The sequence below is a fragment of the Neobacillus sp. NPDC093127 genome (assembly GCF_044754175.1).
In the GTDB taxonomy this organism is placed as follows: Bacteria; Bacillota; Bacilli; order Bacillales; family Cytobacillaceae; genus Neobacillus.
This window is the reverse complement of the sequence record NZ_JBIVOP010000015.1, coordinates 95,242-111,384: the sequence shown is the minus strand read 5'-3', so window position 1 is coordinate 111,384 and position 16,143 is coordinate 95,242. Positions and strand designations below refer to the sequence as shown.

The 16,143-nt window shown below is 38.3% G+C and carries 13 protein-coding genes; all 13 read left to right on the top strand.

What is annotated here, in order from left to right; all coding sequences use genetic code 11:
* Positions 1 to 6 precede the first annotated feature (6 nt).
* The 13 genes from ACIQCO_RS19705 (at position 7) to ACIQCO_RS19645 (ending at position 16,138) form a co-directional block, all read left to right on the top strand.
* On the top strand, positions 7 to 492 hold the full coding sequence (locus ACIQCO_RS19705; protein WP_400431453.1) for a hypothetical protein: 486 nt from the start codon (positions 7 to 9) through the stop codon (positions 490 to 492).
* 68 nt (positions 493 to 560) lie between these two features.
* A complete protein-coding gene (cdaS, locus tag ACIQCO_RS19700; protein ID WP_400431450.1) occupies positions 561 to 1,184 on the top strand; it encodes a sporulation-specific diadenylate cyclase CdaS in 624 nt (207 codons plus the stop codon).
* Positions 1,185 to 1,224: 40 nt separating this feature from the next.
* A complete protein-coding gene (locus ACIQCO_RS19695) occupies positions 1,225 to 2,553 on the top strand; it encodes a glycosyl hydrolase family 18 protein (RefSeq protein ID WP_400431447.1) in 1,329 nt (442 codons plus the stop codon).
* 332 nt (positions 2,554 to 2,885) lie between these two features.
* Positions 2,886 to 3,383: a hypothetical protein gene (locus ACIQCO_RS19690; protein WP_400431445.1), complete on the top strand. Its 498-nt coding sequence runs from the start codon at positions 2,886 to 2,888 to the stop codon at positions 3,381 to 3,383.
* Between the two features lie 267 nt (positions 3,384 to 3,650).
* Complete coding sequence (locus ACIQCO_RS19685) at positions 3,651 to 3,785, top strand: BA3454 family stress response protein (RefSeq protein WP_400431442.1); 135 nt, start codon at positions 3,651 to 3,653, stop codon at positions 3,783 to 3,785.
* Between the two features lie 41 nt (positions 3,786 to 3,826).
* Positions 3,827 to 4,774 (top strand): class II fructose-bisphosphatase, encoded by a 948-nt coding sequence (gene glpX / locus ACIQCO_RS19680; protein WP_400431439.1) that lies wholly within the window; start codon positions 3,827 to 3,829, stop codon positions 4,772 to 4,774.
* A gap of 44 nt (positions 4,775 to 4,818) precedes the next feature.
* A complete protein-coding gene (gene zwf, locus ACIQCO_RS19675) occupies positions 4,819 to 6,321 on the top strand; it encodes a glucose-6-phosphate dehydrogenase (RefSeq protein WP_400431436.1) in 1,503 nt (500 codons plus the stop codon).
* 26 nt (positions 6,322 to 6,347) lie between these two features.
* Entirely contained in the window at positions 6,348 to 8,342 is a 1,995-nt protein-coding gene (tkt, locus tag ACIQCO_RS19670) for a transketolase (RefSeq protein ID WP_400431433.1), read from the top strand.
* 40 nt (positions 8,343 to 8,382) lie between these two features.
* A complete protein-coding gene (gene gnd, locus ACIQCO_RS19665; RefSeq protein ID WP_400431430.1) occupies positions 8,383 to 9,276 on the top strand; it encodes a phosphogluconate dehydrogenase (NAD(+)-dependent, decarboxylating) in 894 nt (297 codons plus the stop codon).
* Between the two features lie 30 nt (positions 9,277 to 9,306).
* Positions 9,307 to 9,975 carry a fructose-6-phosphate aldolase gene (fsa, locus tag ACIQCO_RS19660; protein WP_400431427.1) on the top strand — a complete coding sequence of 223 codons (669 nt, stop codon included), beginning with the start codon at positions 9,307 to 9,309 and terminating at the stop codon, positions 9,973 to 9,975.
* 75 nt (positions 9,976 to 10,050) lie between these two features.
* Positions 10,051 to 11,388: a glucose-6-phosphate isomerase gene (locus ACIQCO_RS19655; protein WP_400431424.1), complete on the top strand. Its 1,338-nt coding sequence runs from the start codon at positions 10,051 to 10,053 to the stop codon at positions 11,386 to 11,388.
* A gap of 668 nt (positions 11,389 to 12,056) precedes the next feature.
* Positions 12,057 to 13,961, top strand: coding sequence for a PTS mannitol transporter subunit IICBA (locus ACIQCO_RS19650; protein ID WP_400431421.1), 1,905 nt, complete (start codon positions 12,057 to 12,059; stop codon positions 13,959 to 13,961).
* A gap of 86 nt (positions 13,962 to 14,047) precedes the next feature.
* Entirely contained in the window at positions 14,048 to 16,138 is a 2,091-nt protein-coding gene (locus tag ACIQCO_RS19645; protein ID WP_400431418.1) for a BglG family transcription antiterminator, read from the top strand.
* Positions 16,139 to 16,143: the final 5 nt, after the last annotated feature.

Genomic DNA, 16,143 nt, shown 5'->3' with positions numbered 1-16,143 from the left:
GATATTATGAATAAAACGTATAAGTTAGAAGCAATTCTTTGGAGTATTGCCTTTCCGGGTTTTGGTCAACTATTAAATGGTCACCTTTTAAAAGGAGTTTTGTTTATCCTTTTAGAATTCATCATTAATGTAAACAGTTTATTTAATCAAGCGATCATGTTTAGTTTTCTTGGGAAGATCAATGATGCTGCCAGAGTGGTTGATTACCAATGGCTAATGTTTTATCCATGTGTTTATATGTTTGCAATGTATGATGCATATAAATATGCGGAAGGGGAGAATCCTCGGTTATCGTTTGTCCCATTTGCTTTTGGAGCCTATTTTGTCACAGTAGGTCTTATGTACTCTCCAAAAATATTTTTCGGTATATCATTTGGTCCTATTTGGCTTCCTATATTGTCTTTGATACCTGGGTTAGGAATTGGATTTATAATTCGTTATATATTAATAAAAATTTCTTCTAAAACCAAGTATAGTGGGAGACCTTCTTAATTTCAAAAGAGCAGAATTTTTCTATTCAATAGGTTTAAAAGGATAAAACAGTTGTTGGAGGGAAACAGATGGACAGTCAAAATTGCGATTTTTCACCATTGAAACAAAATCTAGAAGATGGAATTCAACACCTAATTCATCTACTCCAATCAAATTTAAACGTACTCGGAAACGAAAACTATTGTGTTCTGGGAAGTCTAGAGGATGTTAAAGAACAGCTGAATTCAATTGAATCTATGGCGGCCTCCTATTATTTAAATTGTTATTTATCGTCCTTTACTGACACATATGAGGATTTAACCGCTACAGCTCAGCATCTATCGAAACGTAAACATGGTGGGTTGATCGTAATTGAACGAAGTGACTCTCTTGACAACATTATCCAAAAGGGAACAACAATAGGTGCAATGGTAACACCAAAGTTATTAGCATCCATTTTTTATCCGGGTAACCCGCTGCATGATGGGGCAGTATTAATCAGAGGTAACGTAGTTTATTCAGCAGCTAATATACTTCCATTAACGAAGATGATTACAGAAAAAAAACTTGGCACACGTCACCGTGCTGCTATAGGAGTATCGGAACAAAGTGATGCCCTAGCACTGGTTGTTTCTGAAGAAACAGGTAAAATTTCATTTGCCTTAAACGGAAAATTATATCCGATTAACACGACACAACAAATTGTGTTCTAGGTAACTAAAAGGGTTAAGAAAAATATTTCAGGAGGATTTTATGGCTAAGAAATTATTGATATTGATTATCCTTGCGGCTTATATGGTAGTAATGACTCCTATATTGACTTACGCTCAAGTCATCCATGAAGTGAAGTCAGGAGATAGCCTTACCAAAATATCAAAACAATACAAAATTGACAGTGATGAACTTGCTAAACTAAATGGTTTAGCTAAGAATAGCCAATTAGTCCTTGGCCAGGCGATGTTGATACCTGGTTCCACTTATATTGTGCAAGCGGGTGACAGTATATGGGCGATTGCTAATCGTCACGCCATTAGCGAAGAAACATTAATGCAACAAAATCAATTAAAGAGTCGTGTCATTGTGCCCGGTCAGAAATTAAGTATTCCCCGCCCTCCAAAAATGAATGTATGGACCGGAACCTATTTTGTTCCAAAAGATAAGAATACCAACGCTTGGATGCTGAATAATTATAAAAAGACCCTTTCAAGTATTTTCGTGTTTGAGTATCGTTCCGATGAACAAGGCAACATCATTGAAACACCTGAAAACCAGGCACATAAGATTGCTTGGAAAGAGAACCTCTCACCGTATGCTACAATTACAAATTTAAGCGAAAAAGGATTTGATCCAAATCTTACTCATCGATTAATAAGTACGCCCTGGCTAAGGAAAAAGCTGGTTAATAATATTTATTCCCTATTGGATAGTCATGATTATAAAGGGATTGTCGTTGACTTTGAACAGGTGAAAACGCAAGATCGAGATAACCTCAATCTGTTTATTAAAGAATTAGCTGCAAAACTTCATCCAACAGGAATGGAAGTTATGATGGCCGTTCCGCCAAAAGAAGGAGATCGGGTCCCATTCTATTCCACAGCTTATGATTACAGAACGCTGGGGAAATACCTCGATAAAATGTTTTTGATGACATATGATTGGCATTGGCCTGGAGGTCCTTCTGGTCCAATTGCCCCAATAGACAGAGTCAAAGCCACGCTGGATTATGCTGTCTCAGTTGTTGATAGATCAAAGCTGATGTTGGGAATTCCGCAATATGCGTATGATTGGGTAATAGGAAGTAATAAGCGTTCTGGCTCTGCTTATTCGACGCAACATGCCATTGATTTATATACTGGATATCAAAGTCCGGTCCACTATGATGAAAATGCTGCTGCCCCATCGTTTCGTTATGTTGATAATAAAGGAAATTCACATGAAGTGTGGTTTGAAGACCCGCGAAGCTTGCTTGTTAAACTCCGTGTTATTCGACAATATGGATTAGCGGGGATGGGCTGCTGGCATCTTGGTCTAACTATGCCTCAGACCGAGGAAATGATATTAGCTGAATTCAATGTGCAATGAAAAACTAATCGGAAATTTCCCGATTAGTTTTTTTGTAACTACATCGAATGAAAGAGTATAAGTTATTGACATAAAACAGAAAAGGTATTACAATTATCTCATGTTCGAGATATTAAAATTCGAGATAATGTGTTGGAGGTGGTTTAATGAAAGGAATATTGCAGAAACCAAGACCATATCAACTCATCAAACGAATTCATGAAGGAACAATGGAAAATATGGACGGAAATTAATTGTTACTCTTTTTTTGTCCATTAGGTTACCTTTTATATACATGTTACTTTTTGTTTTAAAAATTTATTATATTAAAAATAAAAAGTGAGGTCTTTATAATGAGCTTGTTAGAATCAAAGGTTATCCAAACTAAGTTTGAAAAGGAAATATTTATTGACGAAATTTCAAACATTGAACTTGGTGGTTTTCAATATCCAAATAAGAAATTTCCTTATTATGAAATGATGGTTGGCGTAAATTTAATGCGGATACGGAATAATGAATATTATGGAACGAAAAAAAGCTACTTTGGTTTAAGAATTACAGAGGATTTCCAATCTATCGTTGTATTTGATCCGGATCAACAAAGTATCTTTGCAGTGAAGAGTGAACTGGAAAAGCAGGCTGCAATCGAACTAATTGATTATTTATTAATTGAATCTCCAAAATTCAAGGAATTAGTAAGGCAAATGATCTTTAATAATAAACAAGCAAACGTTTTTAGTGATATAGAATTCCAGGAACATAAGGCAAAACTTTCAGTGTTAGAAGGATTAATAAACGTTCCTAATCTAGATGTTAAAATTGCTGTACAAAAGAAAAATATAGCTTGTTGATAAATTTTTTTCTCATTCCCAAAAAAGGAGAGTGGGATATTTGATAGAAGAACAGGCAGACCTTTGGCCGGAGATTGAAAATTCTTTTGAATTAAATTGGAAAAAGGTGGACGGGATTGATTAAAATACTATGAGTATTTTGGTATTTGAGAGGCAATAGGGGCTTTTTTTTTTCAGTAATATCTCGAATTCAAGATATTTAAATTAAAAGCAATTTTAACAGATATAGGAGTAACATTAAAAAGTTGTCGAAAGGAGAGGCAGGGCATGATCGAAGTAACCGTTACAGTTTTATTTAAAGGAAAAAATTATAAAACAAATGTTATTGCTAAAAAAGGTATAACCAATAAAGCAATTAAGAGTATTGCCGAAAATCAAGTCTTAAAACAATGGGGTGAATGAATAGTTAAATTCAGAATCTAATAACGAAAGGATTAAGTAAAATGGACAGAAACTTTTCAATGGAACTTGTTCGAGTCACTGAAGCCGCGGCTTTAGCTGCTGGCAGATGGTTGGGGAGAGGGGAAAAAAACCAAGCAGATGAAGCAGCAACGCAAGCAATGAGAGACATGTTTAATTCCATTCATATGAGAGGTACCGTTGTTATTGGTGAAGGTGAGATGGACGAGGCCCCTATGTTATATATTGGTGAACAACTGGGTATAGGTGATGGACCTGAAGTAGATATTGCTGTTGACCCATTAGAGGGAACCAATATTGTTGCTGCAGGAACATGGAATGCACTTGCTACTATAGCTGTCGCAGAGCATGGAAATCTATTGCATGCACCAGACATGTATATGGAAAAAATCGCTGTTGGTCCTGAATCTGTGGGGGAAATTGATATTAATGCACCAGTCATAGACAATCTAACAGCCGTTGCAAAGGCAAAAAATAAAAATATTGAAGACGTAGTTGTGGCTATTTTAGATCGGGAACGACATAAAAAAATGATTCAGGAAATTCGTGATTCTGGAGCAAGAATTAAACTTATGCAAGATGGTGATGTGGCAGCTGCCATAAATACTGCGTTTGAAAATACGGGTGTTGATATCATGCTTGGTTCAGGTGGCGCCCCCGAAGGTGTATTGGCTGCCACCGCATTGAAAAGCTTAGGAGGGGAGTTTCAAGGCAAGCTTCTTCCACACACAGAAGAGGAAAAAATTCGTTTAAAGAAAATGGGCATTAACAACTTTAATAAAGTTTTATTAATGGATGACATTGTGAAAGGCGATGATGCTTATTTTGTAGCAACAGGTGTAACGAATGGTGAACTACTGAAGGGTGTCCAGTATAAAGGGAATGTTGGTACAACTCATTCTGTAGTTATTCGTGCCAAAACTGGGACAGTTCGGTTTATTGAAGGACAACATGATTTAAATAAGAAATAACAGAAAAGATAAATTGAAGGAAGCAGCAGCAAGGAGGAATGAATATGAATGGAATGACTTTCGTCTTATTTGGCGCAACAGGTGATTTAGCGAAACGGAAAATATTCCCTGCCTTATATAATTTATTTCATGATCAAAAAATGCCTCAATCCATTTCAATCATTGGACTAGGCAGGCGTGAAATGTCTGATAGTAAGTTTCAAAATCATGTTGAGCAATCAATCAAGACATTTTCAAGGCGCGTTGTGGATAATCGTGACAAAATGGATGCTTTTCTTAGTGCATTTCGTTACCAGACTCTAGATGCAGAAACCGTGGATGACTATGGGAAGCTTTTAAATCTTGTTCAACAACGTGAGAGTGAACTAAATATTCCAGGAAATCGGATGTTCTACCTATCTGTCGGACCATCTTTCTTCGAGACAATCGCTTTGAATATTAAAGAAAGTGGATTAGGTTCTACAAAAGGCTGGAAACGACTGATCATTGAAAAACCGTTTGGACGAGATTTAGAGTCAGCTCGGGAGCTAAATGCAAACTTAAGTAAAGCTTTTGAAGAAGATGAAATCTATCGAATTGATCATTACCTAGGTAAGACAATGATTCAAAATTTGGGGGATTTACAATTTTTAAATCCTGTTATTCAAACCCTGTTGAACAATCAGCATATTGCAAATGTCCAAATTACGGCTAGTGAAACGGTTGGAGTTGAGGAACGCGCAGGATATTATGATCAATCTGGTGCCATTCGCGATATGGTCCAAAATCATATGCTGCAAATCTTGATGATGACAGCCATGCATATGCCAAAGAAAATCAGCCCGAAGGAAATCCGAAATGAAAAGAAGAAAGTGATCGAATCTGTTCGCCCCTTAAAGAAAGAAGACGTAAACCTAAATGTGGTTCGTGGTCAATATCGTTCAGGAGAGATAGTGGGGCAGCCAGTTGTAAGTTATCGAAATGAACCGGGAATTGAAGCTTCCTCCCAAAACGATACCTATGTGGCAGCCAGACTTTGGATTGACAATCCATTTTGGCAAGGGGTGCCATTCTATATTCGAACAGGAAAAAGAATGGCTGAAAAATCTACACGGATTGTCATTGAATTCAAAAATGGAGGTCATAAGGGTTCGGCAAAAAAAGTGGCATCCAATCTTTTGATTATCGAGATTGGTCCGAATGAAAAAGTGACATTACAACTAAACAGCAGGAATCCTGGAAATGGAAAAGTTGAACCCGTGAAAATTGGTTTTTCAACTGAACAAAAAGAAGTACCTGAAGCATATGAACGATTGATTTTTGATGCTATTCGTGGGGATTCCACGTTCTTTGCTCATTGGAAAGAAGTAGAATTGTCATGGCAATGGGTACAGCCTATTCTGGAGGCTTTTAAAGAAAACCTCTTACCCCTTCATTTATATCCGGCAGGTTCCAACGGTCCAACGGCAGCACATCGATTGCTTGAAGAGGATGGATTCAAATGGTGGCTGGATGATGAAAAGGTACAAGATTTAAGTAAGCCCGTTCAAGAATTAGTGGCACAATAAGAAAGTTCTGGGAGGAAGGAAATTTTATGAGTAGAGCAATTGAAACTTTAGCTGTGAATACGATTCGTACTTTATCAATCGATGCCATCAACCGTGCAAACTCTGGTCATCCAGGATTGCCAATGGGAGCAGCACCAATGGCTTATGCACTTTGGGCAAATCATTTGTCACATAATCCCAATCATTCAAAATGGTTCAATCGTGATCGCTTCGTTTTATCCGCAGGTCATGGTTCAAGTATGTTATATAGCTTGCTTCATCTTAGCGGATATGATGTCACTATCGAGGATTTGAAAGGCTTCCGTAAATTAAACAGCAAAACACCCGGCCACCCTGAATTTGGTCATACGGATGGTGTTGATGTAACAACTGGTCCATTAGGACAAGGAATAGCCAACGCGGTAGGGATGGCTATGGCAGAAGCTCATTTAGCTGCAAAATTTAATAAAGACGCATACCCAGTGGTTGACCACTATACGTACACATTAGTTGGCGATGGCGATTTATCGGAAGGTATTTCCTACGAAGCCATGTCAATGGCTGGCCATATGAAACTAGGGAAGTTAATTGCTTTATATGACTCCAACGACATTTCGCTGGATGGGGAGTTAAGTCTTTCATTCTCTGAAGATATTAAAAAGCGAGCAGAGTCTGTTCATTGGCAATACCTACGAGTAGAAGATGGAAATAATGTCGAAGAAATCACAAAAGCCATTGCAGAAGCAAAATTAAATACAGTGCAGCCAACTTTAATCGAAGTTAGAACGATTATCGGTTTTGGCAGTCCTAAAGTTGCCGGAACGAATAAAGCACACGGTAATCCACTTGGAGCAGATGAAGCAAAAGAAACCAAAAAGGTGTATGGCTGGGAATACGAAGAAGATTACTATGTACCTGAAGAAGTAAAAGCTCACTTTGAAGCATTGAAAGAAAATGGGATACAAGCTGAAAATCAATGGAATGAATTGTTTAAAGCTTATAAAGCTGCCTTTCCACAACTAGGAAGCGAACTTGAAGATGCAATTGAGGGGAAAGTGCTGCTAGATGTTAAAGATCTATTAACTTTTCCAACTGAAAAGGCAGTTTCCACACGTGTAGCTAGTGGCATGGCAATCAATCATTTTGTTAAAAAAGTTCCTTCAATCTTTGGAGGCAGTGCAGACCTTTCTGGATCCACGATGACTGATATAAAAGGGGAAGCGCCTTTCGCGGTTGAATCTTATGCAGGCAGAAACGTCTACTTTGGCGTTCGTGAACATGCAATGGGAGCAGCTGGTAATGGAATGGCTCTCCATGGTGGTGTGAAACCATTTGTAAGTACATTCTTTGTTTTTAATGATTACTTACGCCCTTCGATTCGTTTGGCAGCCCTGCAAAAACTGCCTGTGACGTATGTATTTACACATGATTCTATTGCTGTTGGTGAAGACGGTCCAACACACGAACCAATTGAACAGTTGACTGCTCTTCGGGCTATTCCTGGTCTTACAGTTATCCGTCCATCGGATGCAAATGAAACGGCGAGTGCTTGGGCATTTGCACTTCAAAACACTGATGGTCCAGTAGCACTGGTACTTAGCCGCCAAAATTTACCGGTATTTAACGAAACAAAAGCAAATATTGAAGACTTGTCAAAAGGCGCTTATGTGTTGGCAGAAACCAATGAAAATTCAGATGTCGTCTTAATCGCAACTGGCTCTGAAGTAGCATTGGCTATAAATGCAAAAACTGAACTTGAAAAAGAACAGGTATCCGTTCGTGTAGTTGCAATGCCAAGCTGGGAACTTTTCAATCGCCAATCTGAACAATATAAAGAGTTTGTGCTTCCATCAACCATGAAAAAACGAGTGGCAATTGAAATGGGGATCTCTCTTGGTTGGGAACGCTATGTAGGACAAGAAGGAAAAATAATCTCTATTGAGACATTCGGTGCATCTGGAACAGGAACGGCTGTCATGGAGTTATTTGGATTTACGACTGACAATGTTGTTCAAACAACCAAGGATTTATTAAATTCTTAAAAGTAAAACATACTATTTTATGTTTTGAGGAGGAAGAAAAATGCAAGTAGGCTTAATTGGTTTAGGTAAAATGGGGTTAAATCTTGGAAAAAACTTAATTGACCATCACCATCAAGTTACAGCATATGATTTAAATCCTAATGCTGTGGTAGATATACAACAATATGGGGCAAAAGGAACAACTAATCTAAGTGAACTTTTTTTATCATTAGACAAACCGAGAGTACTTTGGATTATGGTACCACATCCAGTTGTGGATTCGGTTCTTAGTGAAATGACACCGCTGTTGGAAAAGGGTGATATCGTAATTGAAGCTGGGAACTCCCATTATAAAGAATCCATCCGCCGTTATAATCAACTAAAGGAAATTGGCGTGAGCTATATGGACGCAGGAACATCTGGCGGGATGGAAGGTGCTCGTAATGGAGCAAACTATATGGTAGGGGGAGATCCGGAAGCTTGGGCGGTTGTAGAACCTATTTTCCGTGATACTGCTGTAGAAAATGGCTATATTTTTACAGGTAAAGCAGGAGGCGGCCATTTCCTTAAAATGGTTCATAATGGAATTGAATATGGCATGATGGCTGCAATTGGTGAAGGATTTGAAGTATTAGAAAAAAGTGAATTTGATTACGACTATGAAAAAGTCGCAAGAGTATGGAATAACGGTTCAGTCATTCGCTCATGGTTAATGGAATTAACGGAACATGCCTTTTCTAAAGATGCGAAGCTGGATCAAATCAAAGGTATTATGCATTCTTCCGGTGAAGGGAAATGGACGGTTGAAACCGCACTTGATCTCCAAGTCGCCGCTCCAATTATCACCATGTCCTTGTTGATGCGCAACCGTTCACTAGAAAATGATACATTTACAGGAAAAGTTGTCGCCGCTCTTCGCAACGAGTTTGGCGGACATGCTGTAGAAAAAAACTAAAACCTATTATTAAAATGGAGGAATATTTTCATGAAATTTTTTATCGATACTGCTAACCTTGTGGATATTAAAAAGGCATATAAAATGGGTGTGTTATCTGGTGTAACAACCAATCCTTCTTTAGTTGTTAAAGAAGGTGTAAAATTCGAAGATCGTATTGCCGAAATTTTACAAGCTGTACCAGAAGTTGAATCTGTTTCTGCTGAAGTAACTCCAAATGCTATAACAGCTGAAGAAATGATCGCAGAAGCAGAAGAACTAATAAAAATTAACGGTGGAGATAAAAACATCACCATAAAAGTTCCTATGAATGTAGCGGGATTAGAGACTACACGTTATCTTGCGAAAAAAGGTGTTAAAGTCAATGTAACACTCATCTTCACCGTGAACCAAGCGCTTTTAGCAGCCCGTGCAGGTGCAGCATATGTTTCGCCATTCTTAGGCCGCCTGGATGATATTTCTGAAGATGGTGTCCTATTGGTAAGTAAAATCGCAGAAGTATTCCGCATTCATAACATAAATGCGCAAATCATTGCTGCATCTGTTCGCCACCCAGACCATGTAACACGTGTAGCGATGGCAGGTGCTCATATCGCTACGATTCCTTACAGTGTTATTGAGCAGCTTACTAAACATCCATTAACTGATCAAGGGATTGAGAAATTTGCTGCTGATTGGGCTAAAACGACAAAAAACTAGGGTTTTTTAGACATATAGCAATCAGTGAAATCGCTGATTGCTTCTATTTTTACATCTAATTTGGGAGGGTTTTACATGACTATTTCTTTCGATTACTCTAACGCCTTATCATTTATGAATCAGAACGAAGTTGATTATTTAGATGAATTTGTGAAAGTTGCTCATAATAGATTACACGACAAAAAGGGGCCAGGATCTGATTTTCTTGGTTGGGTAGATTTACCGAATAATTATGATAAAGAAGAGTTTTCAAGAATTAAAAAGGCTGCTGAAAGAATTCGCAGCAATTCAGATGCTTTAATTGTCATTGGAATCGGAGGATCTTATTTAGGGGCAAGAGCAGCCATTGAGGCGCTTTCTCATACATTCCATAATCAAATGAACGGTAAAACTCAAGTCTATTTTGCTGGTCAAAATATTAGCTCTACATATATTACCCATTTGCTAGAGTTGCTTGAGGGTAAAGATATATCTGTAAATGTTATCTCTAAATCTGGTACAACAACCGAACCGGCTGTAGCTTTCCGCATTTTCCGTGACTATTTGGAGAAAAAATACGGCAAAGAAGAAGCAAAAAAACGTATTTATGCTACCACTGACAAAGCAAAAGGGGCACTAAAACAATTAGCTGATGCAGAAGGGTATGAAACATTTGTAATTCCAGATGATGTTGGTGGAAGATATTCCATTTTAACTGCAGTAGGTCTTTTACCAATAGCGGCAGCTGGTCTGGATATCGATAAAATGATGGAAGGAGCAAAGGCAGCTGCTAAAAAATACAATAACCCAGAGCTTTCCACAAATGAAAGCTACCAATACGCAGCCGTACGTAATGCTCTATATCGTAAAGGGAAAACAATTGAACTTTTAGTAAACTATGAACCATCGCTTCATTATGTATCAGAATGGTGGAAACAATTAAATGGTGAGAGTGAAGGGAAAGATCTAAAAGGGCTATTTCCTGCTTCTGTTGATTTTTCAACTGACTTACACTCGATGGGACAATATGTGCAAGAGGGACGCCGTGATTTGTTCGAAACGGTCCTTCAAGTTAAAAAGCCGCAAATCGAGCTAACCATTCAAGCAGATCCAGATAACATAGATGGTTTGAACTTTTTAGCTGGAAAAACAATGGATGAAGTCAATAAAAAGGCTTTCCAAGGTACTGTGTTGGCTCATGTAGACGGCGGTGTTCCAAATTTAGTCGTCGACTTGGATCAATTAAATGAATTTACATTCGGTGAAATGATTTACTTCTTTGAAAAAGCTACTGCTATAAGTGGACATTTGCTAGGTGTAAACCCGTTTGACCAACCTGGTGTAGAGGCATATAAGAAAAATATGTTTGCTTTACTTGGTAAGCCAGGTTATGAAGCGGAAAAAGAAGTTTTGCTAAAACGGTTAAATAAATAACGATATATAAAATATAAAAATACCCTTATTTGTGAGCTTAGTTAATGACAGCTCCTTATAAGGGTAGTCTATTATTTTTCATCAGGTTCAACACCTGGTAGTCTCTGTCTTTTTTGCGGAAAGGGTATTTTATGAAAAAAAAGTCGAGCAGTTATCGACATCATTTTAATCAATTTCCCGGGAAAAAACCAAACAGGAGAAGGACTAAGACCAAATTCAATTAAACGTTTGGTTAATAAGGAAATATGGGTATACCTGTAGAAGCGTGTAATATGAGCGGAAAAGACCTATTTTTCGTCACGGTTTGCGCATAAAGATATAAAGAAGAGTTTTATTTTCGACAGTATTTTATCCGATTTCAAGGATAAAATCCTTTATTTATAGGCCATTGATCCGATATTAATCAAACAATTGATTAGTATTTTAAAAACTAACCAATCGTTTGATTGAAAACGTAGTATTCCTTGAAACAAGGGGATTCTCATTATAGAACTGCTAAAAAATTTGAGATATTGTGCAATGATGGGGAGGGCATAACCACTTGTTCTTTGAGAAACACTAATTTTGTCGCCATTATTATGACAAAGTTAGCTTTCCTCTTTATTGAATGAAGGGGGTTCGTACTTTACCATGTATAAGGTAATACAATAATGAAGGGATGAGAGCACATGGCTCAATCTAATATAAAAGTAGCTGTCCAGAAGTTCGGTAACTTCCTAAGTTCGATGGTAATGCCGAATATTTCAGCTTTCATAGCGTGGGGGTTAATTACTGCACTATTTATTCCTACTGGTATCCTCCCAAATGAAAGCCTTGCCAAATTGGTTGATCCTATGGTCACTTACTTGCTTCCGCTTTTAATCGGTTATACAGGCGGTAAGCTTGTACACGATCAACGCGGTGGTGTGGTCGGGGCGATTGTGACAATGGGTGTCATTGTCGGAGCAGATATCCCGATGTTTCTCGGTGCAATGATTATGGGACCGCTAGGCGGATATATTATTAAAAAATTTGATCAGTTGATTGAAGGAAAAGTTAAAGCAGGCTTTGAAATGCTTGTGAACAATTTCTCGGCAGGGATCCTTGGTGGATTTTTTGCGAATTTAGCCTTTTTAGCCATTGGTCCTGCCGTCACCACGTTTACAGGCTGGCTTGTTACCGGTGTTGATTGGTTATTGGCGACGGGATTGCTGCCATTGACAAGTATCCTTATTGAACCGGCAAAAGTTTTGTTCTTAAATAATGCGATTAACCATGGTGTGCTTTCTCCAATTGGGTTGGAACAAGCGAAAACAACAGGGAAATCCATTCTATTTCTACTTGAAGCAAACCCAGGACCTGGTATCGGTGTCCTGCTAGCTTTCAGTATTTTTGGAAAAGGGACTGCCAAAAGGTCAGCACCAGGCGCAGCGATTATTCAGTTCTTTGGCGGGATTCATGAAATTTACTTCCCATATATTTTAATGCGTCCGATGTTGTTCTTTGCCGTCATTCTAGGCGGAATGAGCGGTATCTTTACATTGATGCTTTTAGGTGGGGGATTAGCTTCGCCCGCGTCGCCGGGGAGTATTATTGCCATTATGGCCGTTACCCCGCCGCAAGCAAGTGCTTATCTAGCCAACATTGCCGGCGTCTTAGTAGCTGGAATCGTATCCTTTGTGCTTTCATCTTTCATTCTAAAAACGGGTAAGCAAAAGGATGAAGACATTGAAGGAGCAGCAAGAAAAATGCAAGAAATGAAAGGCAAGAAAAGCTCTGTTTCTAATGTCTTTGCTACTAATCCTAGTACGATGCCAGAAAACGTCAGCAAAATTATTTTTGCCTGTGATGCTGGAATGGGATCAAGTGCAATGGGCGCGTCCCTTCTTCGAAAAAAGGTAAAAGAAGCAGGAATGAACATTGCAGTTACCAATACAGCGATTAGTAACCTGCCTTCAGATGCACAAATTGTTATTACGCAGGAAGAGTTGACACCAAGAGCCCAGAAACAAGTGCCAAATGCCTATCATATTTCGGTTGATAACTTCCTATCAAGTCCTGAATACGATAAGTTAATTAATCGGATAAAAAATCCTGAATCGGCTGAACTTCAGGAAATCGTGGAAGACGCAGAAGCGGCTGTTCCAAGCGGTGACCCGCACACTGATGATGCTTTACTGCGTGAAGAAAATATCTTCCTTAACCAAGAATTTGCATCAAAAGAAGAGGCGATTCGTTTCGCTGGCAATGTGCTGGTCAAAGCAGGGTATGTAAAGGAAAGCTATATTGATGCGATGATCGCACGTGACGAAATGACATCCACCTATATGGGCAACGATGTCGCGATTCCACATGGTACTGAAGAAGCGAAAAAGGATGTCCTGAATTCCGGGTTTACGGTTTTACAAGTACCGAATGGTGTAGACTTTGACGGTCAGAAGGTACGTTTGATTTTCGGTATTGCCGGGAAAGATGGAACACATCTTGAAATCTTATCTGGAATTGCCGTTACTTGTTCTGATATGGCCAATATAGAAAAACTAGTTGAAGCAAAATCAGCAAGAGAAATCATGGACATTTTAAATGATAAATAATTTATTTACCGAATAGAAAAGCCGCGTTTGCCGCTTTTCTATTCACTTTTTGCACCTGTTACTTCACCCTGAAATGAGTTGGTTGCATGTATATAACTTCAAGGGAAAAAGCAATCATTGAATTAATCGTTAAAACATCAGGTAATCATACTGCTGCGTCGATTGCTGCATACTTAAATGTGAGTGGACGAACGATCCAACGGGATTTAAAAGCGGTAGAAAAAATTCTTGACTCATTTGCGCTTCATTTAGTCCGTAATATCAATAAAGGGCTCATGATTGAGGGGAAGAATGAGCAAATATTTCGCCTGATTCAGTATTTAATGAACATTGACCTAATTGATCAAACACCACAGGAAAAAAAACTGCTGCTCCTTATTTCTCTGGTGCAAGAGGAGTCCTTTAAAATTCAGACGTTAGCCAATGACCTTGGTGTTAGCATCACAACCCTAACCATCTATTTGGATGAAATGACAGAGTGGCTTCGTCATTTTAATGTGCAAATTACTAGAAAAAGGGGAGTCGGAGTCGATCTAAACGGCTCGGAATCAAACAAACGGAGAGCCCTGGCAAGTTATATATTGCTTCATTTTAATGAAGAACTAATGGAAAGTTTGTTTTTGTTGGAAAATGAAAAGAGTTTTCAAGAAGTCATTTTGTATTATTTTCGTCCAGACTACCTTCTTGCGATTAATCGAGTAGTAAATACTACTTTTAATCATTTGCAGCATCGTCTTGCCTATAGCGATTATATCGGTCTAATCGTACATATTTGTATTACCTTGCAAAGGACGGAAGGCTCTTTTTTATTAGAGGAAGATGCAGATTTTCTCAACGAACAAACCAATGAATATAACCTTATCAGGGAAATTTGTCAGCGAATTGAATCGTCATTTTCAGTCGAGTTTACGAAAGATGATGTACACTTTTTGGCGGCAATCCTTAAAGGTTCTAAACTTCAAGCCGTCGATATTGTTCCATATGATAGTGTTATCCTTAGTAAAAGGATAAAAAACGTAATCGAACATGTATCTTCACAACTTCATGTGGATTTAACTAAGGATTTTTCTTTGTATCAGGGACTGCTTGCCCATATGGAGCCGTCACTATATCGAATTAAACAAGAAATGGGATTGTTTAACCCGTTAAAAGAGGAAATTAAACGAAAATATCCGTTTCTGTTTTTAGCTGTTAAGAATAGTGTTGAAAAGTATTTTATCGATATTCCAGACTTTCCTGATGATGAAATAGCCTTCATCGTTCTCCATTTCGGCTCGGCTTTAGTGATGCAGGAAGAAGATCTGTCGATAAAGGCACTAGTCGTATGCCCCACAGGCATTGGCACGTCTAAGATGCTGGCCAGCCGAATTAAGAAGAAAATCGTAGGAATTGGGTCTATCGAGATCAAATCGATGAAAGAGATGCAGCAGCAAAATAATTTAAGCAGCTATGATCTGATTATCTCTACCGTTAAACTCCCATTTACAAATCTAGGCTATATCCTTGTTTCTCCACTCTTAAGTGAAGAAAATATCGTAACCATCAGGAATTTCATAAGGGATAACATCGAGACGATAACAGAAAATAAGAATTATCTAAAGACAGCTCCCAAAAAGGCTCACGCAGCCAGTTTTACAAGTGTCACTTTAGGGGAATTATTACAGGAGATAAAGGGTGTATATCAAAGTATTCAGTCTGTTTTAAATAACTTTAGCGTTTATCGGATGCCGAATCTAAAAGGCCATAATCAGATTTTAGAAGAAATGGTAAAACTGGCAGAAAAGAATGGGCTGTTAATAGATTCAAGTGATGTGCTGGAATCGATAGAAGCTCGGGAACGAAAAGGCGGGCTCGGTATTCCAAATACCGGATTGGCACTATTTCACTGCAGAAATAAGAACGTTCATGAACTCATCTTCCAGGTTTCTCATTTGGAGCAGCCTATACTTGTAAAAGGTATGGATGGAAAGAATATGTACATGAAGAATGTACTGCTGATGCTGGCACCCGAGGAATTAAGTATCAGAGAGCAGGAAATCGTAAGCTTGATTAGCACAAGTTTAATTGAAAATCATGCCGCCGTTCTGATTTTTTCATCAGCCAATGAAGAGATGATTCGGACAAAATTGGAATCCATCTTTTTGGATTATCTTCACACAAATATACTAAAGGAATGATAAAA

Bases quoted from the DNA above. Each gene is read 5' to 3' on its own strand.
- fsa (WP_400431427.1), top strand. From the start codon at position 9,307: ATGAAATTTTTTATCGATACTGCTAACCTTGTGGATATTAAAAAGGCA.
- ACIQCO_RS19685 (WP_400431442.1), top strand. From the start codon at position 3,651: ATGATCGAAGTAACCGTTACAGTTTTATTTAAAGGAAAAAATTATAAA.
- ACIQCO_RS19650 (WP_400431421.1), top strand. From the start codon at position 12,057: ATGGCTCAATCTAATATAAAAGTAGCTGTCCAGAAGTTCGGTAACTTC.
- gnd (WP_400431430.1), top strand. From the start codon at position 8,383: ATGCAAGTAGGCTTAATTGGTTTAGGTAAAATGGGGTTAAATCTTGGA.
- ACIQCO_RS19645 (WP_400431418.1), top strand. From the start codon at position 14,048: ATGTATATAACTTCAAGGGAAAAAGCAATCATTGAATTAATCGTTAAA.
- ACIQCO_RS19695 (WP_400431447.1), top strand. From the start codon at position 1,225: ATGGCTAAGAAATTATTGATATTGATTATCCTTGCGGCTTATATGGTA.
- ACIQCO_RS19690 (WP_400431445.1), top strand. From the start codon at position 2,886: ATGAGCTTGTTAGAATCAAAGGTTATCCAAACTAAGTTTGAAAAGGAA.
- tkt (WP_400431433.1), top strand. From the start codon at position 6,348: ATGAGTAGAGCAATTGAAACTTTAGCTGTGAATACGATTCGTACTTTA.
- ACIQCO_RS19655 (WP_400431424.1), top strand. From the start codon at position 10,051: ATGACTATTTCTTTCGATTACTCTAACGCCTTATCATTTATGAATCAG.
- zwf (WP_400431436.1), top strand. From the start codon at position 4,819: ATGAATGGAATGACTTTCGTCTTATTTGGCGCAACAGGTGATTTAGCG.
- glpX (WP_400431439.1), top strand. From the start codon at position 3,827: ATGGACAGAAACTTTTCAATGGAACTTGTTCGAGTCACTGAAGCCGCG.
- ACIQCO_RS19705 (WP_400431453.1), top strand. From the start codon at position 7: ATGAATAAAACGTATAAGTTAGAAGCAATTCTTTGGAGTATTGCCTTT.
- cdaS (WP_400431450.1), top strand. From the start codon at position 561: ATGGACAGTCAAAATTGCGATTTTTCACCATTGAAACAAAATCTAGAA.